General features: G+C 48.3%; 20 protein-coding genes. 3 read left to right on the forward strand and 17 right to left on the reverse strand.

Annotated features, from left to right (window positions below):
• Positions 1–111 precede the first annotated feature (111 nt).
• Positions 112–1041: a methylenetetrahydrofolate reductase gene (locus ACYVJM_RS01920; RefSeq protein WP_461146517.1), complete on the reverse strand. Its 930-nt coding sequence runs from the start codon at positions 1039–1041 to the stop codon at positions 112–114.
• 327 nt (positions 1042–1368) lie between these two features.
• Positions 1369–3303: a molecular chaperone DnaK gene (gene dnaK / locus ACYVJM_RS01925; RefSeq protein WP_461146518.1), complete on the reverse strand. Its 1935-nt coding sequence runs from the start codon at positions 3301–3303 to the stop codon at positions 1369–1371.
• Between the two features lie 263 nt (positions 3304–3566).
• On the opposite strand from dnaK, the gene ACYVJM_RS01930 reads away from it, so the two are divergent.
• Positions 3567–3902 carry a YrdB family protein gene (locus ACYVJM_RS01930; protein WP_461146519.1) on the forward strand — a complete coding sequence of 112 codons (336 nt, stop codon included), beginning with the start codon at positions 3567–3569 and terminating at the stop codon, positions 3900–3902.
• Between the two features lie 184 nt (positions 3903–4086).
• On the opposite strand, the gene ACYVJM_RS01935 is transcribed toward ACYVJM_RS01930, so the two are convergent.
• On the reverse strand, positions 4087–4632 hold the full coding sequence (locus ACYVJM_RS01935) for a hypothetical protein (protein ID WP_461146520.1): 546 nt from the start codon (positions 4630–4632) through the stop codon (positions 4087–4089).
• Between the two features lie 125 nt (positions 4633–4757).
• On the opposite strand from ACYVJM_RS01935, the gene ACYVJM_RS01940 reads away from it, so the two are divergent.
• Complete coding sequence (locus ACYVJM_RS01940) at positions 4758–5198, forward strand: nuclease A inhibitor family protein (RefSeq protein WP_461146521.1); 441 nt, start codon at positions 4758–4760, stop codon at positions 5196–5198.
• Between the two features lie 76 nt (positions 5199–5274).
• Here ACYVJM_RS01940 and rplT read toward each other — a convergent pair whose 3' ends face one another.
• The 8 genes from rplT to ACYVJM_RS01980 all read right to left on the reverse strand — a co-directional run bounded on the left by rplT (position 5275) and on the right by ACYVJM_RS01980 (position 12404).
• The gene (rplT, locus tag ACYVJM_RS01945) at positions 5275–5619 is read right to left on the reverse strand and encodes a 50S ribosomal protein L20 (protein ID WP_461146522.1); all 345 of its coding nucleotides are present in this window, start codon (positions 5617–5619) and stop codon (positions 5275–5277) included.
• Positions 5620–5783: 164 nt separating this feature from the next.
• A complete protein-coding gene (gene rpmI, locus ACYVJM_RS01950) occupies positions 5784–5978 on the reverse strand; it encodes a 50S ribosomal protein L35 (RefSeq protein ID WP_012926783.1) in 195 nt (64 codons plus the stop codon).
• Between the two features lie 233 nt (positions 5979–6211).
• The gene (infC, locus tag ACYVJM_RS01955) at positions 6212–6769 is read right to left on the reverse strand and encodes a translation initiation factor IF-3 (RefSeq protein ID WP_097125603.1); all 558 of its coding nucleotides are present in this window, start codon (positions 6767–6769) and stop codon (positions 6212–6214) included.
• 213 nt (positions 6770–6982) lie between these two features.
• A complete protein-coding gene (gene thrS, locus ACYVJM_RS01960; RefSeq protein ID WP_461146523.1) occupies positions 6983–8926 on the reverse strand; it encodes a threonine--tRNA ligase in 1944 nt (647 codons plus the stop codon).
• Positions 8927–9062: 136 nt separating this feature from the next.
• Positions 9063–10352 carry a tetratricopeptide repeat protein gene (locus tag ACYVJM_RS01965; protein ID WP_461146524.1) on the reverse strand — a complete coding sequence of 430 codons (1290 nt, stop codon included), beginning with the start codon at positions 10350–10352 and terminating at the stop codon, positions 9063–9065.
• Entirely contained in the window at positions 10349–11242 is an 894-nt protein-coding gene (locus ACYVJM_RS01970; RefSeq protein WP_461146525.1) for a class I SAM-dependent methyltransferase, read from the reverse strand. Before ACYVJM_RS01970 ends, ACYVJM_RS01965 begins: the two co-directional genes overlap by 4 nt.
• A gap of 38 nt (positions 11243–11280) precedes the next feature.
• Positions 11281–11724, reverse strand: coding sequence for an EVE domain-containing protein (locus ACYVJM_RS01975; protein WP_461146526.1), 444 nt, complete (start codon positions 11722–11724; stop codon positions 11281–11283).
• Between the two features lie 104 nt (positions 11725–11828).
• Complete coding sequence (locus tag ACYVJM_RS01980) at positions 11829–12404, reverse strand: DinB family protein (protein WP_461146527.1); 576 nt, start codon at positions 12402–12404, stop codon at positions 11829–11831.
• 364 nt (positions 12405–12768) lie between these two features.
• Between ACYVJM_RS01980 and ACYVJM_RS01985 the strand changes: the two genes are divergently transcribed.
• The gene (locus tag ACYVJM_RS01985; protein ID WP_461146528.1) at positions 12769–14265 is read left to right on the forward strand and encodes a capsule assembly Wzi family protein; all 1497 of its coding nucleotides are present in this window, start codon (positions 12769–12771) and stop codon (positions 14263–14265) included.
• A 16-nt stretch (positions 14266–14281) separates the two neighbouring features.
• Here ACYVJM_RS01985 and ACYVJM_RS01990 read toward each other — a convergent pair whose 3' ends face one another.
• From ACYVJM_RS01990 to rsmI, 6 genes are all read right to left on the reverse strand, one after another.
• Positions 14282–14986, reverse strand: a complete 705-nt coding sequence (locus ACYVJM_RS01990; RefSeq protein ID WP_461146529.1) for a SanA/YdcF family protein — start codon at positions 14984–14986, stop codon at positions 14282–14284.
• Positions 14987–15078: 92 nt separating this feature from the next.
• Entirely contained in the window at positions 15079–17793 is a 2715-nt protein-coding gene (locus ACYVJM_RS01995) for a DNA gyrase/topoisomerase IV subunit A (RefSeq protein ID WP_461146530.1), read from the reverse strand.
• 143 nt (positions 17794–17936) lie between these two features.
• Positions 17937–18869 (reverse strand): D-2-hydroxyacid dehydrogenase, encoded by a 933-nt coding sequence (locus ACYVJM_RS02000; RefSeq protein ID WP_461146531.1) that lies wholly within the window; start codon positions 18867–18869, stop codon positions 17937–17939.
• Positions 18870–18986: 117 nt separating this feature from the next.
• A complete protein-coding gene (locus tag ACYVJM_RS02005; protein WP_461146532.1) occupies positions 18987–20285 on the reverse strand; it encodes an acetylxylan esterase in 1299 nt (432 codons plus the stop codon).
• 72 nt (positions 20286–20357) lie between these two features.
• Complete coding sequence (locus tag ACYVJM_RS02010) at positions 20358–21605, reverse strand: Lnb N-terminal periplasmic domain-containing protein (RefSeq protein ID WP_461146533.1); 1248 nt, start codon at positions 21603–21605, stop codon at positions 20358–20360.
• A complete protein-coding gene (rsmI, locus tag ACYVJM_RS02015) occupies positions 21598–22338 on the reverse strand; it encodes a 16S rRNA (cytidine(1402)-2'-O)-methyltransferase (RefSeq protein ID WP_461146534.1) in 741 nt (246 codons plus the stop codon). The genes ACYVJM_RS02010 and rsmI overlap by 8 nt, the downstream gene beginning before the upstream one ends.

Below are 22338 nucleotides of genomic sequence, written 5' to 3' on the forward strand. Positions count from 1 at the left end.
AGTGCGCTAAACCAGGACGCCCTTACCAATTTGGTAAGGGCGTCCTGGTTTAGCGCAACCTGACAGCAAAAACAATTAATTTGTAAATGTTTATTCACTTTCTATTGACGACTACCTTAAGCCTTTATCCCTCAACATCTGACTGATTCTATTTGTGAGATCGATGGAAGCTTCAATCTCGGCTTTCCGAATGGCAACACTCTCAACATTAAAGCCAAACGGAATCAAACGTTCAACACAATGAGTGGTAAGCGCTGCTGCAATCTCAAAGCACAACTCTACCGATTTTTCGAGAATATCTTCCGATGTTTTCAACTCCTCTTTCAATTCATCCGGCACGTGAATTCCCAGCCATTCCATAAAATGAAGCGTTTTTACTGAACCACAGGCTGTAATGGTAAAAATGATTGTTGGAGGAGAAATCTGATGCCGGTTGCAACAAAGGTATAGGTCATCGATAAGTTGTTTGGCATAGTTAAGATTGAACACACATTGAGAAATGAAGTATGATACCCCGCATCTAACCTTATCCAATATTCTGACATCCTCATCATTTAGGAGATTATGTCTTTCAGGAATCGTTACTGCACCAATTACGGACGTGTCCCGGTGCTTGCTCCAAATCTTATAGGCTTCCTGGAGACTGGTTTTAACCGGAAAATCAGGGGCTGGCACGCCAACAAAAACAGGATAGAAGTTGTGATCATGAAGTTTCTCCAGCCAAACAACCAACTCCTGAACAGAAAATTTACCGGCGGGTCGATAGATTATTTTGGGGACCGTTAAGGCATCCAGATAGCCGGAAGCAAAAACAAGCGGATCAAGCGCTGTGATAAAGGGAAAGGGCCTTTCTTCTGTAGTGCGCGCTAACTCATCCTGTACATCATAGACTACAAGGGCATCAATATCCAGGTCAGTGATTCGTTCAACGGTTTTTTTGGCAATTTCAGCAACTCGTTCAGGTTGAGTATTAGCTTTTGGTGGTGTAATCCCATAAAGCAAAACGCCTGATGAAGCAGATTTAATCTTCTCTAGAAACATTATTAGAATTTAACTTTAGTTTGCTTAGGTCAGCAACAATTGATGGAAGCCGTTATGACTCCTTTTGTTCCCTGGGCAAAAGTACTTATATACTGAACTTTAACTTGACATCAGATCAATTTAAGCGAAGGCTTGTTTTAAGAGATGGCATCTATTGCCTGAAAAGCCAATAACCGATTAACTGCAAACCGCTTTGTAGCGCATAGGGTCATCTATTGGCTGTTCGCTCACCATGTATTAATCTCACCCATTAACCGAATACAAAAAGCCCTCCCCGTTGCCGGAAAGGGCTTTTAGAATTTACATTAATTAAAACCTCGGTTCAGATTACTTCACTTCTTCGTAAGGCACGTCCGAAACATTGTCCCCGGCGGGTTGGCCCTGGCCGTTGGCTGAGCCGTTGCTACCATCACCACCGAAACCGGCACCATCCATTGGATTAGCCCCTTCGCCATTAGTGGCGCTGTACATTTCGGTAGAAGCCGTAGTCCAGGCTGCGTTCAATCCTTCCAGGGCTTTATCGATAGCCGCTGCGTCACGGGCACCATGTGCGGTGCGGAGTTCAGCAAGAGCCGCTTCAATAGCCGACTTGTTACCTTCCGACAGTTTGTCGCCGTATTCTTTCAACTGCTTTTCGGTCTGGAAAATCATCGAGTCAGCCGCGTTGACTTTCTCAACAGCTTCACGCTCCGCTTTGTCGGCGGCTTCGTTGGCTTTGGCCTCTTCGCGCATCCGGTTGATTTCCGCTTCGGTCAAACCGCTCGACGCTTCGATCCGGATTTTCTGCTCTTTACCGGTGCCTTTATCTTTTGCCGTTACGTGCAGAATACCGTTGGCGTCAACGTCGAAAGTTACTTCGATTTGTGGAACACCGCGGGGTGCTGGTGGAATATCCGACAGAATAAACCGGCCGAGTTGACGGTTCTGAGCGGCCATTGGACGCTCACCCTGCAGAATGTTGATTTCTACACTTGGCTGATTGTCCGATGCCGTCGAGTATACTTCAACTTTCTTGCTCGGAATTGTTGTGTTGGCATCCACCATTTTCGTGAATACACCACCCATCGTTTCGATACCCAGCGAAAGCGGGATAACGTCGAGTAGCAGAACATCTTTCACTTCACCCGTTAACACACCGCCCTGAATGGCAGCACCAATGGCTACGGCTTCGTCGGGGTTAACAGCTTTGGATGGCTTCCGGCCGAACAATTTTTCAACTTCTTCCTGAACTTTAGGAATCCGGGTCGACCCCCCTACCAGAATCACTTCGTCAATCTGGCTGGCCGACAAGCTCGCATTTTTCAACGCACGACGGCAGGGCTCCAGACTACGCTGAATCAGCGAATCGGCTAATTGCTCAAATTTCGCGCGGCTCAGCGTCCGAACCAGGTGTTTGGGGATACCATTCACCGGCATAATGTACGGCAGATTAATTTCGGTCGAGTTCGAGCTCGACAATTCAACTTTCGCTTTTTCGGCGGCTTCTTTAAGACGTTGCAGGGCCATTGGGTCCTGGCGAAGATCGATCGCTTCGTCCTTCTTGAATTCGTCGGCAAGCCAGTCGATGATTACCTGGTCGAAGTCGTCACCACCCAGGTGCGTATCTCCATCGGTCGATTTAACTTCGAATACGCCATCACCTAACTCCAGAATCGAAATATCGAATGTACCGCCACCAAGGTCGAATACGGCAATTTTCTGATCATGATTCGTTTTATCCAGACCGTAGGCAAGCGCTGCGGCTGTTGGCTCGTTGATAATCCGTTTTACGTCCAGACCGGCAATAGCACCAGCTTCTTTAGTCGCCTGACGTTCGGCATCGTTAAAGTAAGCAGGGACCGTGATAACGGCTTCCGTTACGGTCTGGCCAAGGTAATCCTCCGCTGTCTGCTTCATTTTCTGCAGAATCAGGGCCGAAAGCTCCTGTGGCGTATATTGACGATCACCGATACGGACGCGGGGCGTATTATTCGGGCCGTTCTCAACGTCGTATGCGACGTTTTTAATTTCGTTTGTTACTTCGCCGTAGCGCTTACCCATGAAACGCTTAATCGACGAGATCGTATTTTTGGGGTTGGTGATGGCCTGGCGTTTGGCGGGAGCGCCTACTTTGCGTTCGCCGTTGCCGTTGTCCATAAACGCGACTACCGAGGGTGTGGTCCGGGCTCCTTCGGAGTTAGGGATTACGACCGGCTCGTTGCCTTCCATCACGGCCACGCACGAGTTCGTGGTGCCTAAGTCAATACCAATAATTTTTCCCATGACTGGATTTAGTTTCTGTAAAATGCTGTGGTTGTAAACTGACAGACACAACCTATCTATCAATACAAATGCCAGCCCGGAAAAATGTTCGATTTGCTGTCAGATTGGCAGAATAATACAATTAACTGGGCCATCTTGACGGGATATAGGCATATTCATTTAAATTTATGGCAGTCTTTTATGCCTGCTAATCGCCTGAGCCCTCGTTTGTCGAGATGCCCCGAAGCTCCGTTTTTCACAACACATTTTCACCTTGATTATGTATGCAGCTTGTTAAAGCTCTCCATCAACTGATCGCCTTTCTGCTCGAGATAGCCATGCTTATCACGTTAAGCATGTGGGGATTTCACGGCGTTAAATCAACTGTGGCGAAGTGGTTGCCCGGCTTAGGACTACCCATTCTGGCTGCCATATTATGGGGTATTTTAGCCGCTCCTAAATCCAGTTACCGATTAGACCTACCCTATAGATTACTCTTCAGCTTTACCCTCTTCGGAATTACCTCCTTCCTGTTGTATCGGCTGGGGCATACGACGCTGGCTATTCTGTTTATTGTGTTAGCCGTTTTAAGCACCCTCCTCGAACTGGTCTTCGACTAGCAGGCGTTCGAACCAAATCATTTACCATCCAACAAAACAAATACAGGTTGATAATGGATCGAAAAAAAAAGGCAGGCCTGCTGGGCCTACCTTAGTCAATTGCTTACCCATAAAAGTATAAGACGAATTCTATACCTAAACAGTGGTAAGCTCTTTATCCAGCCAATTTGATAGCAGATACTGTTTATTTACCTCCAAACAGACCACCCAGCATTCCACCGAGTCCTCCGCCACCACTGTTACCTCCCTGAGCAACCCGCATAAGATCACTCATATCCAGTTTACCATCAGCCATTGCCGATCCGGCCATGCCCATCCAGTCAATTCCCTGCTTGCCTGTAGCTGCGCCCAAGATTGAGTTTGTATCAACACTGGAATCGTTCGGATCAGCGGCTTTGTTCGCCAGTTTACTCAATACCATTGGGACAACTGCGCTGGCCACCGACATGGCTACCTGTGGCGAAATTCCTAATTTTTCCATCAAGTTCTGCTCAACATGCTGCTGAACACCCTGGGTTACGGGGCTTTGCTGGAGGTTTCCGCCACCATTGGTGAACATACCCAGGAGACCTCCTAATCCCCCCCCCTGAGCCTGCTGACCAAGACCGCTCATAATGCTGCCGGCAACCGTTTGCATTACGCTATCATTTTGACTGTTAGGTATAGCCGGGTTATTGATAACGGCCTGGCCCGACTGCTGCTGAACCAAATTCATTAAGGTCTCTAACATGATTTCTTTGATTTAGAAAAAAGTAAACAGGATTAGGTGGTGAGAATATCCCATCAAAAAATATAGACTCAACAGTATACATCAACCATAAACGGTTAATTTTAGTCTTGAATCTCACTCCTCCTATGACGAACGAAAACCCGAAAAGTAGCGATGATGTTTCTAGAAATGTACTTTTTAATGAATTGGTGAGTCCACTAGTCACTGATTTACTGTATCCGAGCGAATCGGATGAGGCTATAGCTGTGGTCACCTGTTACCTTAAACAGCCAGATCCGCTTACCGTCTCTCAGATCAAAGATTGGCTGACGCTGCCCCCTTCCGTATATGTTGAGGAGATGAAAGAGGCTGACTTCTGGGAACCAGTCATAACCGATCAGGACTGGTATGAAGAAGAGGAGAAAGAGCGGACCACCAGATTTCAGAATCTGAAGCAAGTACTGGAAAGCACCTTAACTGTCCGGCAGGTATTTTGGGTAGGCGAAACAGAAATAGATGTGTATCTGATAGGCCTTCAGGCAGGTGGAGATCGGAGTGGAATTAAAACAAAAATTGTACAAACCTGATAGTAAAAGTGGGAAGTGAGTAAAAGAAGTTAAAGACTCCTATTACTCACTCCCCACTCCTATTACTTATCTCTGTTTACTTCACCTGTGCAACAACGGCAGCAAATGCTTCCGGGTGATTCATGGCCAGATCGGCCAGTACTTTTCGGTTAAGTTCGATACCCGACTTGCTTAGGGCACCCATGAATGCCGAATACGACATACCATGAATACGTGCGCCGGCATTGATACGCTGAATCCAGAGTGACCGGAAATCGCGTTTCTTGGCACGACGGTCGCGGTAAGAATAACCAAGACCTTTTTCGACAGCGTTCTTAGCAACTGTCCAAACATTTTTACGCCGACCAAAATAACCTTTGGCCAGCTTCATTACTTTCTTCCTGCGTGCCCGTGAGGCTACGTGATTGACGGAACGTGGCATTTTTTGTTAAATGTTTTTTGATGATCGGCGGAATCAGAAATAAAAAATGTGGAATGAACAGTAAAAAATTATTCCTCTTCATTCAGGATTTTTCATTTTTCATTCACTTCAAAGCCGGGCATCGGGTGAAACGTGAACCAGACGCAACCGCGTCTTTCTTAATCCTAGACGTTCAGCAACGCTTTGATACGACGCTCGTCTGGACCATCAACTAAAGCCGCGTGTACTAAATTACGCTTCTGCTTAGTCGTCTTTTTCGTCAGGATATGACTGTGGAAGGCGTGCTTCCGCTTGATCTTTCCGGTGCCGGTCAGCTTGAAACGCTTTTTGGCAGCCGAGTTTGTTTTTACTTTTGGCATTGCAGTAACCCGCTTTGTACGGAAATTTAAGTAAACAGGCCGCAAAGATACGAAAAAATCAGCAGACTGTGTGAATGGAGGTAAGTTTTGTAAAGTCTATCCAACAATACGACAAATTCCCTTTAGGAAGCACTGTTAGTTTGCTTCCTAAAGGGAATTTGTCGTAACTATTAACAATCAACAAATAGATTTGAGCCGAGTGTAAGTCATCTCATGCAAAAAATCTGGATCGATTATTTTTTAGGGGTCGCTACTTTAGGCGACAGGAACATGCTCATCCGCTTGCCTTCAAGCTTGGGTTCGGCTTCAATTTTGCCGTATTCTTCCAACCCTTTGGAGAACCGCTCCAGGAGTTGGAAACCCCGATCTTTAAAGACAATGGCCCGGCCAACAAACTGTACGTAGGCTTTTACCTTCGCTCCTTCTTTCAGGAAGTTAATGGCGTGCTTCAGTTTGAATTCAAAGTCGTGGTCATCGGTATTGGGGCCGAATCGTATTTCTTTAATAACGACTTTGGTGGCATTTGCCTTAATTTCTTTCTGCTTCTTCTTCTGCTCGTATTTGAACTTGGAATAGTCAACGATACGGCAGACGGGTGGCACCGCATTGGGTGACACCTCCACAAGGTCTAGGTTTTGCGCTTTGGCCATAGCCTGCGCTTTATTGGTCTCGTAGATTCCCTGCTCTACATTTTCGCCGACTACCCGCACTTCGCGAGCCAGAATGCGCTCATTAACTTTGTAGGGTTCTTCAACCACACGACGGGGTGGTCTCCGCTGGGGTAATGCCATAAATTGTGTTTAGTGTGCTATTTTACTTCGTTTGGAAAACGTACTGTGGCTCAAAAAGTTCGGGAATCTATCGAAAATACTCGTCCGTTGCAAGTTTGATTTGTAAAGTGGTGAAATGGTGAAGTGGTAGAGTGGTTAAACGATAAAATAGTCAGTTGGTCGATCGGCCCAACTTTAGTATTTACAACTACGCCACTCCACCACTCAACCACGCTATACTTTCACCTCAGCTTGAAAAGTCCTGATGAAGTCCGCAATGGGCATACTGCCAAGATCGCCCTGGCCTTTCCGCCGTACGGAAACTGTACCTTCGGCTGACTCTTTATCCCCAACGATCAACATATAGGGTACTTTATTAACTTCGGCATCCCGTATTTTACGACCAATTTTCTCATCGCGTAAGTCGACGAAGCCCCGGATGTCGTTCTCCTGCAAAGTAAAGAACAGATCGTTTGCGTAGTCTTCGTACTTTTCAGAAATGGGCAAGATCGCAATCTGATCTGGCGATAGCCAAAGCGGGAAGTTACCGCCCGAATTTTCGATAAGAATAGCGATAAACCGCTCCATCGATCCAAACGGTGCCCGGTGAATCATAACCGGCCGGTGCTTCTGGTTATCGGCACCAATGTATTCCAGTTCGAATCGATTCGGCAGGTTGTAATCTACCTGAATGGTTCCTAACTGCCATTTCCGCCCAATAGCGTCCCGCACCATGAAATCAAGCTTAGGGCCGTAAAAAGCCGCTTCGCCCAACTCCGTTACGGTTGGCAACCCTTTTTCGGCAGCGGCTTCGATAATAGCCGATTCTGCTTTTTCCCAAAGGTCGTCGGAGCCGATGTATTTGGTTTTATTTTCAGGATCGCGCAGTGAGATCTGGGCACTGTAATCCGAGAACCCAAGCGTATTAAACACGTACAGCACCAGGTCGATTACCTTCATAAACTCTTCCTTCACCTGATCGGGGCGGCAAAAGATGTGGGCATCATCCTGCGTAAAACCCCGTACCCGTGTCAGTCCATGCAGCTCACCCGACTGTTCGTACCGGTACACCGTGCCGAATTCGGCCAAACGCAGGGGCAGATCGCGATACGAACGGGGCTTAGTTTTATAAATTTCGCAGTGATGCGGGCAGTTCATAGGTTTCAGCAAGAACTCCTCGTTCGGGTCGGGAGTTTTAATAGGCTGGAATGAATCCTCACCATATTTTTCCCAGTGACCCGACGTTACATACAACTGCTTACTGCCAATGTGGGGAGTTACCACGGGAGAATATCCCGCCCGGACCTGTGCTTTTCGTAAGAAATTCTCCAGACGTTCGCGCAGCACCGTTCCCTTCGGAAGCCACAAGGGTAAACCCGCGCCAACTTTTTCTGAAAAGGCGAATAATTCAAGTTCCTTTCCTAGTTTGCGGTGATCCCGTTTTTTAGCCTCTTCCAGTAAAAACAGGTACTCATCGAGTTCTTTCTGCTTCGGGTAGGTTACTGCGTAGATGCGGGTCAACTGTTTATTCTTTTCATTTCCGCGCCAGTACGCTCCGGCCACGTTCATAAGCTTAGCGGCTTTAATGAACCCGGTATTCGGGATATGCGGTCCCCGGCACAGGTCGGTAAAATCGCCCTGTGAATAAAACGTAATCGTTCCATCGGCCAGTCCTTCCAATAAATCGAGCTTGTAAGGATCCCCTTTTTCTTCAAAATAAGCAATCGCGTCGGCTTTGCTCATTGGCTTACGGATGTATGCCTGTTTCTGGCGGGCCAGTTCCAGCATTTTATCCTCAACCTTCTTAAAGTCTTCCTGCGAAAAAGGCTGTCCTCCCAAGTCGACATCGTAGTAGAATCCCGTTTCGATGGCTGGTCCGATACCAAACTTTACACCCGGATACAACGATTCGAGGGCTTCGGCCAGTAAGTGTGCCGACGAATGCCAAAAGGTAGCTTTCCCTTCCGAATCATTCCAGGTCAACAACTGAATGTTCGCATCTTCGTTTATGGGCAGAGTAGCGTCCTGCACTACCCCGTTCACTTTGGCAGCCAGCACGTTACGTGCCAAACCTTCACTAATTTTCGTGGCAATATCCAGGCCTGTACTTCCTTTGGGATATTCCCGAACGCTACCGTCTGGCAGCGTCACGCGGATTTGTTCGTCCTGCGCAATCATACGTGTATACTCATTTATTTGTGGGTACCCGCGGCCTACCTACAACTGTAAGCCACTTAATTGTCATGTATACTATTGGCTGTTCGTTCTATAACAGCGGTGATTTCTCTTACGGTTCCTGTTCTGTTAACCTATATCAATTGATCGGTTTAACAGTTCGCTGGAGCGAATCACCAGCCTGAGTTGTCACACGTGCTTTCGGCTGAATGGTTGAAATGCGTACCCGTGTCGTATCAATTTCGGTTCGGTTTCGGCTTTGCCTAGACGCTTTAGCGGCTGTATCCGACAAAAATAAGGAGTTATACGAGTTTTGTGCGTACTGCCTTCGTTGAGAGCGCCATAAACCGGCCGCGGCTTGTCTGTCAGCAGCATTTTGCAGGGTTGCTTTACTGTAGGCGGCTATGGCCAAGTCATACTGCCCCATTTGTTCATGACAGTAACCAATGTACGTATCAATGCGCGGGAACTGTGACCGCAATTGTTGCACTCGCTGATAGTTGTTCAGCGCTGCGTAATAATTTCTATATTTCTGATTGATCAGTCCCATCTGAAAATAGGCCTGATAATAGGCAGGTTGCCTCTTAATCGTTTGTTGATAGTACACCATGGCACTATCGAGTCTTCCTTCCGTATGGTAAATAAGCCCACGTCCATAATACAGCCTTGGATTATGCGGAAAGTACCGTAAAGCCTGACCGTTGTAAACTAAAGCCGAGTTCAAATCTCCCGTTGTTCGGTAGATGGAAGCCAGTTGGTTATAGGTTTCCGGGAAGCGGGGTTTTAAACGAAGGGACTGCTGGTATAAATTCAGTGCTTGAGCAGTATCACCCTGACGAGCCGCCATCAGCGCATTATAAAAATAAGCTTCACCGTCATAAGGAGCCATTTGTAGCGCTTTGGCGACGTACAACTTCGCTTTGTCGAACTGATTCTGTTGTTGTAATAAATCCCCCTGCAGCGTGTAGAGTTCCGGGGTATCGACGCCAAGAATTTCTGCCCTTTGAGCGTTTTGTAAGGCCTTGGCCGGTTGCTGTAAGGCCCGCAGCACCTGAGCACGCGTTAGGTAATAGGCTCCGGAGTTATCATTCCGGCTTATAGCCTCGTCAATGTCGGCCAGGGCTTCGTTCAACCTGCCCATAGCGAGCAGAATAACGGCCCGCTTGGCATACGCTGAGGCTGGCGACGATTGGTTGATCGCCAGCGTAAGTGCCCGCAACGCACCTTCAACCCGGCTGCTATCGCCCGGTTTTGGAAAGTCTGGAATGCGGGCTGACTGTCGATCGTCACTACTACAGGCAAATAAAGAGATTGATACAGCCAGTGGTAAGAAGAAAGAGCGAAAAAGGGGAAGAATGAACGTGTGCGTTCCAGTCAGCGTAAAACGCACGTTCACTTTCCCCCTCGTTCGCTCCTGACTATTTTTCATGATGAAAATCGATAAAATACCCCTAATGGAAGCCGTTTCTGGTAGTTATCCTGCATATAAAGCTCTCCCCATTCCGGGTTGGGCACCTCACCAAAAACCTGATCCATCAGGTTGTCCAGAATAAGCGATGAAAACCCCAGCGAGTACAAATTGATAATAAAGAAAAAGTCATCTCGCTCCAGTAGATCTGCGCAGGATTTAAGAAGGTCATTAAGGTGTTCTTCAAGTACCCACTTTTCTCCGTCCGGCCCGCGGCCATAGGCAGGTGGATCAAGAATGATGCCGTTATAACGATTACCCCGACGAACCTCCCGACGAACAAATTTTACGGCATCTTCCACTACCCAGCGGATATTGTCCAGCTCACTGTGGTCCATATTTTCGCGAGCCCAGCTAATAACCGGCTTCACTGCGTCGACGTGGGTAACATCGGCGCCGGCTTGTCGGGCAGCCAGTGAGGCACCACCGGTGTAAGCAAACAGATTCAGAAATTTAGGTCGGGGAACGTTTGCTGAGATCGACTTTATTTTGTCGTGAATGTATAACCAATTGTCAGCCTGTTCGGGAAAAAGCCCAACATGTTTAAAGGTTGTCAGCGCCAGTTTAAATTTAAGCTTAAGCCCTCCCTGTTGAAATGACACATACCATGGGTCGTGCATATCAGGCGAAGTCTGCCAGTCGCCCCGTTCGGGTGATTGACGGTCCCGCCGAAAAACGGCGTGTGCCCGACGCTCCCAGTCGGCATCACTCATCGATTTATCCCAGATTGCCTGAGGCTCGGGCCGGGCTAAAACATAAGCTCCAAATCGTTCGAGTTTTTGAAAATCTCCTGAATCAATAAGCTCATAATCTGCCCAGGGTGAAGGAGTAATTATTTGAATATCAGCCATAATAGTAGTCCGGTAAAGAATGAAGAGATTAGTTTGCCTTATTTTTCAGCATTCATGCTTACTTCTTCACTCATTACCTGACCCATTTTAAGTATCAGCTCAAACTCGTCGGCCCGAACAGGCATAACCGACAGGCGGGATTGTTTAATGAGGCTTATGGTTGACAACATCGGCTCGGCTTTTATCTGAGCCAGGGTAACGGCTTTTTCGAACGCCATAACCGGTTCCAGTTCAACGGCTACCCAGCGTGCGTCATCCGGTACGGTCGGGTCCTGAAAGTAGTCCCGTACTACCGTAGCCAGACCAACAACGGCCGGATTGGTAACACTGTGATAAAACAGAACCTGATCGCCGATAGCCATTGATTTCAGGTTATTGCGAGCCTGGTAATTTCGAACGCCATCCCAGGTAGCACGGCCTTGTTCAATAAAATGATGCCACCCGTATGTATCGGGTTCAGACTTAACGAGCCAGTAGTTCATGTAGTAAAGTAGGTGATAGTAATGGAATGAGTAGAATTGAAGATGTAATCCGTTGGTTAAAACTCATTCCACAAATTTCACTCACTCCACTCTTACACTACCTGTCAATAATAATCGTCGTGTTCGTGGCTGCTGCCAAAAGGGGAACCATACTCGTCGATATCGTCATCTTCATACCGGGAGCCGCCCACTTTGTAACTCAGGGCTTTCTGGATGATCATGATTTGCCCGGTATGGTACATATCATGGTTAATGACTCCATGCAGCATATCGTAATATGTATAATCCCGACCAGGTACGATATCTTCCAAAAACTCATCGTCATCCCGTTTATCAAGTTCGTTGATAAGCTCTTCCTGACTCAGGCTAAGCTCCATTTCGAGAGCTTCCCATTCAAAATCATCAATTTTATCCGGTAACGCCCCAAAGTTTTTATCGGGCGTTTTAATATCAAATGTTTCATCGCCCTGCATTTTTTTAACGCAGAAAATACGCCAGCTGGTCATGTGGAAAACCAGTTCGGCAATGCTGTGGGTGTTTGGTGCAATTCGTCGCCCGGCCATGTCGGGCGTTACACCTCGAAGGACATCAACTACTGAAGGACCATGCCAGGCTTCTTCACCTTCGTACGTCGTATTCAATAAGTCGATGATACGGATCAATTCATCGTTAGGTATCATAATCAATTTGTCATAGAGTCTCCTGATTGTCAAGACACCTATTCGTCTTTATTTTCAGCAACGTCTATTGTATAACGTCAATTCAATACAAGCTTTTTGAAAATATTTATTCTGACCAAACAATAGACTGATCCATTCTTCCTTAAGACGGGTCGGTCTGTTCAGGCAAACAAAACACAAAGGTAAGGCAATATCAATGGTCTTGCGAAAAACAGACAACACTTTTACCAAGCGTATGTTGCCAGAGCTTTCTCATAATTCAATTTCGTATACGTGAAGAGTGGCATGTTTTATGTTCTATGTTAATCCAGGCCGATCAACGCCCACAAGAATTACACGATCGTACAGAAAGGCAAAGCAGGTAATGGCACACACTCGTTTACGCTTATTTTTTATTTTTTATGTACTGGCATTCCAGGGCTTTAGTCAGGTTCGCAAGCCCGTGCGCTATCGAACCGAACTTGGGAGTTATGTAGCCACATCGGGAGAAACTCCATTCTGGCTCCTGGCGAATCAGTACGGAATTGTGCCTAAGGAAGCGGCTTTGATGACCCTCCGGCAAGCGGTTCGGGTAGATTATCATGACGCACCACAAACTAAACTGGATAGTTTACGGGCTGTTAACCGGCAAATCGACTGGGGCTGGGGTGCGGAGGCAGTCCTTAACGCCGGATATACCTACAAGCTGCTTATTCCGGAAGCCTACGTAAAGGTTAAATTTGGTAAAGCGCTGGAAGCCTGGGCAGGAAGGCGACGTGAACTGGTGGGCCTTGTCGATTCAACACTTACTTCCGGCTCCTATGCCTGGTCGGGAAATGCCCTGCCCATGCTAAAAATCCAGTTGGCTATTCCCGACTATTTACCCCGCCATGCGTTGATTAGCTTTAAAGGTTTTTTTGCTCACGGCTGGTTTGAAGAAGACCGTTTTATTAAAAATGTTATGCTTCACCAGAAGGCAATATACGGCCGATTTGGAAAACCGGGCTGGCGACTCAAACTCTATGGAGGAATAAACCATCAGGTTATGTGGGGCGGAAATACGGAACGCCTGCCGGGATCAGTTATAAAAAATAACCAGTTACCTAACCGTTTCATTGATTACATCGACGTGATTACCGCCAGTTCGCTCGGCAACCGCACCAATGTCGATACGAATCGTGTAAGTTCGTTTGACCGGGAAAACCGAATAGGCAATCACCTGGGTACCGTGGATATTGGCTTTGAGTACGTAGCCCGTCAATTTTCCATTTTCGCTTACCGCCAGAGTATCTATGAAGATGGTTCTCTTTTCCATCTGACCAATTTAAAGGATGGACTGCACGGGCTTCGATTCCGAAATCGGCGGCCTGCGAAGCCTACCGGCTTACGGATTGACCAGTTACTGCTGGAGTATTTGTTTACGCAAAATCAGGGCGGGCCCCTATTCCTGGAAAATGACGCCCAGCGGGGACGCGACAACTATTTCAATCATTCGCAGTATCAGGATGGATGGTCCCGCTTTGGTTTAACCATGGGAACGCCCTTTATTACCCCAACCCAGGACAGTCGAAGCGAGTTGCCTCAATACGGATTTACCAATAATAACCGGGTCGCTGTCATGCACATTGGCCTTTCCGGCAAGGCTTATGACTTTTTAACTTTTCAGGCGAAAGCATCTTACAGCGAGAACCTGGGTACCTACGAAATACCCTTCCTACAACCGATTCGTCAATTTTCATCCGTTTTAAGTCTTTCAGCCCCTGTTTCCAGTTTACACGGACTAACAGCTAACGCATCTGTCGCTACAGATATTGGTGATCTTTATACCAATAACATTGGCTTTTATGTAGGGATTCGAAAAGAAGGGCGAAGCCGGAAATGAGCGCGGAGCAGACCGTTCAGGAATTACGTTTCCGCTCCCAATTGCCTTTCTCAGGTTGGGGACGAAGTAGATACACATCAAGCAGCGCATACGGGCGAGCTAGGTATTCCCGAATCAGGGTGCGCAATGAATATCCATCGGGAACATCCTGGGCGGCAAAGGCAATGGCTTCGATTCCCTCATGATTACCAATATAGAGGGCGCGTGCGTTGTGGAAGTTCTGAGAGATAATCGTAATCTTTTCCTGGTTGAATACGTCTTTACAGCGCACTACTGAATCGAAGGTTCGATAGCCGGCATAATCGAGTGTCATGACTGATGCGGGAATGCCCAGTTTCACCAACGCCCGCTGCATATCGACGGGTTCGTTATAGTATTCAGAATCGTTGTTACCACTCAGAATCAGGTATTTCACTTTGCCTTCTTTCCAAAGCCGGGCGGTGGCTTCCATTCGATACCGGAAAAACAGGTTTTCTTTGCCTGTCCGAACAAATTTGCTGGTTCCCAGAACCAGCCCTACGTCATTGACCGGTAACTCGTGAATATCAAAGTAAATCTGGTTACGTGTGTTATAGACTACCCACCAGTTACTAACCAGCACGACAGTAGCGCCAATAAACCCTAAAGCAATGAGCAACTTAATGACACGCTTGACCGCACGGACTCCAGCCGCTTCACGGGGCATGTCGTTACTGTAGTCCGTTGCCAAGGTCGTATTCATTTAAAGAAGGCTTAAATGGGTATCCTTACCATACCTATATACGCTTTGTTGTAGGCCATTGGATGGCCTACAACTTAAAGTACGTCAATTTTTTAAGAGAACAAGCCCAACTGAATCGACTCTTTCTCTTCTACTTCCGGAGCGGCAACCGTATCGGAATCCACCACAAGTTCCGGAGCAACAGATTCTTTTACAAGTTTTGGTGCCAGCAGTTTTACATCCTTTACTTTGGCAAAAGGCAATTTGTTTCCAAGCGCCTTCCATCCACGAATATCAATAAAGCCTTCCGGCTCCAGAACCATCTTTTCCAGCGGCCCCCGATCTTTCACCTGATGAGTGATTTCAATTCGGGGATAACGGTCGGCGGTAACGGACAGGTTCTTAGACCCTTTTGCATCACCAATGAAGCTAAATTTCTTGTCGATCGTGGTTGTTTCAACTTTAAAGCGCTTCACATACCAGGCCTTCTGATTAGCTTCATAATACACAGCAGACAATACTGTGTCGGGTTCGAATTTAACCAGAATAGCTACCTCATTAGGCTCGTATCGATTGGTCAGGTCGAAACTCGTCAGCTCATACTGCCCTTCCTTATAAACGACGAGTATACAGTCTTTCGCATCGAAGTTACCTAACAGTCTACCGCGCTCATCCCGGTTAAGCCGCCCGAGGTGCTCATCGTACCAGATATCCACACCACCCAGCGTTGAGACGCCACCCGATTTCTGAGTTATTTTACGCACGGGGTATTTGGTTAAAATATTCCCCTGTGCAGACCTGTTTTTGATGCCAACAGAAGCAAAATCAAAGTCAAATTGCTTGATCTTAGCCGTACACTGGGCCGTCAGATTAATCGTAATGACTTCAGCCTCTCCATTATCGTTGGCACTAAAATAGGTCAATTTAGATTTCGGATTACCCATAGTCAGGTCGTATTCCCGATCACGCGTAACGCCCGTTACCGGAAACCGCTTGGTCATCGAAATGCCGGATTTCCCGTCCAGATAAACCAGGTTGTAAATCTTGCGCTCATCGTTCTTCTTGAATACCGAAACATATACAATATCCTTGCCGACAAACACTTTCTCCGCAACTTTAACGACCATACATTTTCCATCACGCCGAAAAATGATGATGTCGTCAATATCCGAACAGTCACTAACGTATTCATCTTTCTTCAACCCATAGCCAATAAAGCCCCCTTCGCGATCGACATACAGCTTTTGGTTGGCAGCGGCCACGATACTGGCGGCAATGGTGTTGAACGCCCGGATTTCCGTTTTGCGCTCGCGGCCTTTGCCGTATTTCTTTTGCAATTCTTTGTAATAGGCGATGGCAAAGCGCGTGATGTTGGCCAGGTTATCTTCGGTTTCGGCTAGTTCCTGCTCCAGCCGACGCATCAACTCTTCCGCCTTGAAGCCGTCGTATTTGGAAATTCGTTTAATTTTAATTTCCGTTAACCGGATCAGGTCATCTTGGGTAATGACTCGATAAAACAGCTTTTTGTGCGGCTTGAGCGCCTTATCGATCGCTTCGAGAACAGCCTCAAAGGTTTCGCATTCCTCAATTTTACGGTAAATCCGGTTCTCGATGAATATCTTTTCCAGCGAACTGTACAGCAGTCGCTCCATCAATTCACTACGCCGGATCTCTAGCTCGCGTTGCAGCAGGTGCACCGTTTGATGCGTGTTCACCCGAAGAATATCGGTTACACTAACAAAATGCGGCTTATCGCCAATGATAACGCAGGCATTGGGCGAAATGGATACTTCACAATCGGTAAAAGCATACAAGGCGTCGATGGTCACATCGGGCGAAACGCCGGGTTGCAGATGAACCAGAATCTCGACGTCTTTAGCCGTGTTATCGACTACTGCTGCTACGTTGCGACTGGGTGCCTTGATCCGGATTTTTCCTAATTCAGCCGCCTTGACAATAGAATCGATCAGTTGTGAGGTTGTCACTCCATACGGAACATCGCGAATGGCCAGAATCTTCTTGTCGACTTCTTCAATTTTGGCCCGCACCCGGACTTTACCACCCCGATGTCCGTCGTTATAATTACTTACATCGATCAAGCCGCCCGTTTGAAAATCAGGAAAAAGCGATACGGGTTTATCCTTAAGAATATTTATTGAGGCTTCAATGAGTTCATTGAAGTTATGGGGCAAAATCTTCGTCGACAGGCCAACGGCGATCCCTTCAACGCCCTGCGCCAGCAGCAGCGGGAACTTGACCGGGAGGGTTACCGGCTCCCGTTTACGACCATCGTAAGACAGTTGCCACTCGGTAGTTTTGTCATTATAAATGGCATCCTGCGCAAACTTGGACAGCCGTACCTCGATATAGCGCGGGGCAGCGGCACCGTCGCCGGTACGCACATCACCCCAGCTTCCCTGCGTATCGAAAAGAAGTTCTTTCTGGCCAATGTTGACCAGCGCTTCCCCAATAGACGCATCGCCGTGGGGGTGAAACTGCATCGTTTGCCCGATCACGTTAGCCACTTTGTTGAAGCGGCCATCATCCATCTCTTTCAGGGCATGAAGAATCCGGCGCTGAACGGGTTTCAAACCATCTTCAACAGCGGGGACCGCCCGCTCAAGAATAACGTAGGAAGCGTAATCGAGAAAGTAATTTTCGTATAAGCCCGACACAACCGTCTGGTCATGCAGCACTTCAGTGGTTGTCTTAATTGGTTGCTCTTCCGGTGCAAGGTCATCAGTCAGATCGGTGCCTTCGGCAGATGGGTTTGCCTCTGGCTGCTGATTGTCGTCCTCTAGCGGTTGTTCATTTTCTTCGTTTATCATTGACTTGCTTCAGGAACTATTCCACAGGATAAGTACGCAGATTTATCAAACAGTGTAATACATGTTGACTCCTTAAATATACAAAAAAAAGTTGAAAAACGGGCATAATTCAGCCAAAACGGGCAATTCACCCCAACTTATACTTAATAGCCCCGGCCTAGTTCGACGGCATTCTGCAAGGACTCCCCCGCCAGGAAGCGTGTTAGGTTTTCGAGAAACAGAATAACTTTACCCGCGTCTTCGTCTGGCTGTCCACCGCCCGTGTGCTGCGTTAATACCACGTTTGGCATCGTCCACAACGGGCTTGCTGTCGGCAACGGCTCCGTATCGGTTACATCCAAAACCGCCCCACCCAGATGCCCGGATTGCAGAGCACTGATTAAAGCTGGTTCGTCGGTTGTGGTTCCCCGACCCACGTTGGCGTATAAACTACCGGGACGCATGGCCCTGATTACGGCTTCAGAAACAAATCCTTTGGCTGTGCCGGGTAGGCAGTTGATGACAATATCCGTTTGGGGTAATTCGTCGATCAGTTCAACGGCTGAATGCAGGTCGGCTGTGTGGTCGGTGCGGGCCAGCATTTTGACAACGCACGAAAACCCGGTAAGCATTTGCCGGACTGCCTGCCCGATGGTTCCCGTTCCCAAAATAATGACCCGTTTATGTGACAACAGGTTAGTATGGGAACGAATGGGAGCCCCAACCCACTCCGACCGGTATTGAAGCAAAGTTAACTCGGGAATGCAGCGGTAAAATGCCAGAATACCTGCCAGCATGGTTTCTGCACAGGGGCGGGCAAAGTAGTCGCCCATGTTGGCAATTGCGGTCTGTATCTGGACATTTTTGTAGCCGTCGAATCCGGCCGAGTCGAGCTGCCAGAACTTCAGAGCGGGCATCTTTTCTGAAAACCAGGCGGCCGGGGGATTGCCCAGGATAAAATCGGCTGACCGGAAAGCCACCTGTTGTTCTTCTTCAGGAATATCCTGCTTAAAGACAGCGTTTATACCAGCCGGAAGTTGTTGCAGAAGGCTGGCTTTAAGGGTATCGTTGAGGGCGGGGTTGACGAAGAGTTGCATACTATATGTACAGAAAATCGGTTATTTTGGTTGCGTTCATCTGTCACACGGCTGAAAAGTCACGCAGAGAAAACCGGCAAGTCCTCCATGACGCATCTTTTCAGCCGTATGTCGCTGTTATTTCAAGCCTTTCAATTGACCAAGCAGCCAATTGGTCATTTTTTCGGTCTGTTCCGGATAGGTCCAGTGGCCCGTATCCAGCGATGATGCGGTGTCCAGCATCTTAGGGCCGGGGATCACGTTGTAAGCCGCGTACATGGAGGTAGGCGGGCAGGTCTCATCATTGAACCCCCAGGAGTAGTAGCCCGGCACGTTTACCTGTCGGGCGAAATTGACCACATCATAATAACCAACCGTTTTGATCCGGTCGGGCTTATTGTTATAGGCCAGATTATCGCCAGCGAACAAATGAGGCCAGCCACCGGCGCGTCCGTTGAGGTAACCTGTCATATCACTCAAAGCCGGATAATAGGCCCCTACCCACTTGATTCTGGAATCCAGACCAGCCGTAACGATACTGAGCGCTCCCCCCTGGCTGCCACCTGTAACAGCCATATTCTGTCCGTCGTACTGCGGCATACTCGCCAGGAAATCCACTGCCCGCACACAACCCAGGTAAACCCGTTTGTAGTAATACCGGTCCTTATCGTCGAGATTAGCGGCTTGGTAGCCATTTAAAGGGCCTCGGCTCAGGTTGTCATACACGATGGGGTCCATCGTTACGGGTACGCCATGAATGCCCACTTCGAGCGTAATAAATCCCTTTTCAGCCTCAGCGATCATCCCCCCGTAGGGACGAACACCAGCGCCCGGAACACGCAATATGGCCGGATACTTACCTTCCTTTTTTGGAATGCACAAGATCCCGTAGAAGCGCGAATTATTGATATTCTGTAAATTGAGTTGATACACATTGGTTAACTCCGTACACCGTTCGGGCAGCAACGTCATGCGGGCATCCATTGGCACTTTGGCCAGATCGGCTTTCGCCTTATCCCAGAAAGCTTTAAAATCGGGGGGATTGGCTACCGTTGGTTTAATGGTTAAAGGCTCGAAGCCAGCCGTCGTTAGCCCCCGGTATTCTTTCCCATCGAGTTCAACGGTGGCAATGCAACGCAGGAAACCGGCGGTTTTCATCGTGCCGCCCTCCAGGGCAAGAGTCCCCTCTTTTAATGTAACGGTTTCTCTCTTGGTCGGCTCCATCTTCTCCGGTCCGATTTCGTACCGAAGTTTAGCCCCACGAAGCAGTACGTTGCTTCGGTAAACCGAAATATTGAATTTGACCGGTTCGCCGGTCTTATAGAGCCAGTCGGCGTGGTCGGGCGTAACGATGACCTTAACGAGCCGTTCGACGGGCTGAGCCAGCCCCATCTGAACCCATATCAGGAGCAGACCGGGCAGTAGTAGTTTTTTCATGGATGATCGATTGCGGGTTTGTTCTTTCATCCGGATAAAGCACCTGCCTCCCCATTTATAACCAGATGCTCATCAGGCCACCCGCATGGGCGTTTGCTGGCCCTGACGCACAGGCTGCATATTCACAAGGCACCGGACAAGCAGTGTTAACGGGAAAACGATGTCGACGCCCCCCGGAATTTTTGACAGAAACATACTCAGCACAAGCAGCAACGCGGTAATTCCGAAATACATCGTCCGGCGTTTGGCGGTAGCTGTTGAACTGGTTGCCCAGTAAATTAGCGGTAGGTGCAGTGGCATCAGAAACAACAGGGTTGGATTCCAGCCCGTAACGCCATCGTCCCGGATTGCCCAGAGCAGCACCAGGAACCAGCCCATAAAGCCACAGATGCTGAATAAAAACCGGTCGAACCAGCGGTCAACCCTCCCGTAGGTTACGTATCGGCGGATCGTGAATACCGCGATAATGATTCCCAGAATGGTAAACACAACGTCGGGATCGAAAAAGATGGGGACTTGCTGCCGAAAGGTTTTTTGCGCGGCATATATCGTCTGGTCATTCTGCACGAATGGGATCAACTGCCCATTTGCCTGACGCACCGTCGCTTTATTGAATTGGTCGTGCACCTGATCGGGCAGGTACATGGCCCGCCAGCCGTCGGTCTGTTCGTTTGCGGGCCAGCCAATGGCCAGATTCATTCCTAACTGATACCAGGGCCGTTCGTTGAGGTAGTCGTTCATCCAATCGCGGTACGACTTGCCCGTCATTCGGTCGCGGGATGGAATGATCAGACTATCTCCACACGCTTCAACGATCATGTCGCGAGGCCGGGTGGCGCAGTTATCGTAGTAGAACTTGTACCGATACTCCCGGTTTTCGGGTTGGTAATTCTTTTGCAAGGCGTCGAAGAGCCGCTGACGCTGGGTGGGTGACAGGTTCAGTTGCTGCTCCCGAATGCTCCGGTTCGTTTGCTGGTAATAGTATGCGACCTGGAATAAATTATGAACGGACACAAAATAAGGAAGCGTACCCCGCAGGAATTTGAGAATAAAATAGTCGGCGCGGTAGTCAAATCCTCCATAGCTATAATCCTGGTCCATGCCCAACGCAGGATCGACAAACCGTATTTCGGTATGTCCAAAGGCCGACGAAATGTCATCATCACCCGGTCCGTATGTTATCAGGCTAACCCGCGCCGAAGGGGATAGCGTCTGGCTAAATGACGACTGATGCAGGCTGAGCGATACGATCAGCGCCATCAGTAGCTTATACATCAGCTTTCCAGTCACCAGGCTCTCAGCTCCCGGCCAACTACTCATCTTCCTCGTCATTTTCGGTATTCTCAAGTTCAGTATCATATACTCGTTTAGCCTTGCCACGGCTTGGTTCTTTGCCCTGTACACAAACGACGAGTTCGCCTTTAATGGTTTTCTGAGCAAAATAAGTAATTAGTTCGGACAACGACCCACGCTGATTTTCTTCAAAGAGCTTGGTGAGCTCCCGCGACACACTGGCCGGACGGTCATGGCCGAACACATCGGCAAACTGCTGAAGGGTTTTTAACAGGCGGTGGGGTGATTCATAAAAAACCATCGTCCGCTCCTCGCCTGCCAGTTCGGCCAGCCGGGTCTGTCTTCCTTTTTTGTGTGGCAAAAAGCCTTCGAAGGTAAACCGGTCATTGGGCAGGCCGGAGTTGACGAGGGCCGGAACAAAGGCGGTAGGTCCGGGCAGACACTCGACCGTTATTTCATTTTTGATGCATTCACGAACGAGCAGGAAGCCCGGATCTGATATACCCGGCGTACCCGCATCAGAAACCAGGGCCAGCGTTTTGCCTTCTTTTAACTGATTGACCAACCGCTGAACGGTTTGGTGTTCATTGAAGATATGATAGCTGTGCAGAGGTTTACTAATATTCAAATGGCGCAGCAGAACACCCGACGTGCGGGTGTCTTCGGCCAGAATGGAATCGACACTTTGCAGGACTTTAATAGCTCGCAGTGTTATATCATCAAGGTTACCGATGGGCGTCGGTACGAGGTACAATTTCAT

The organism is Spirosoma pulveris (assembly GCF_054781875.1).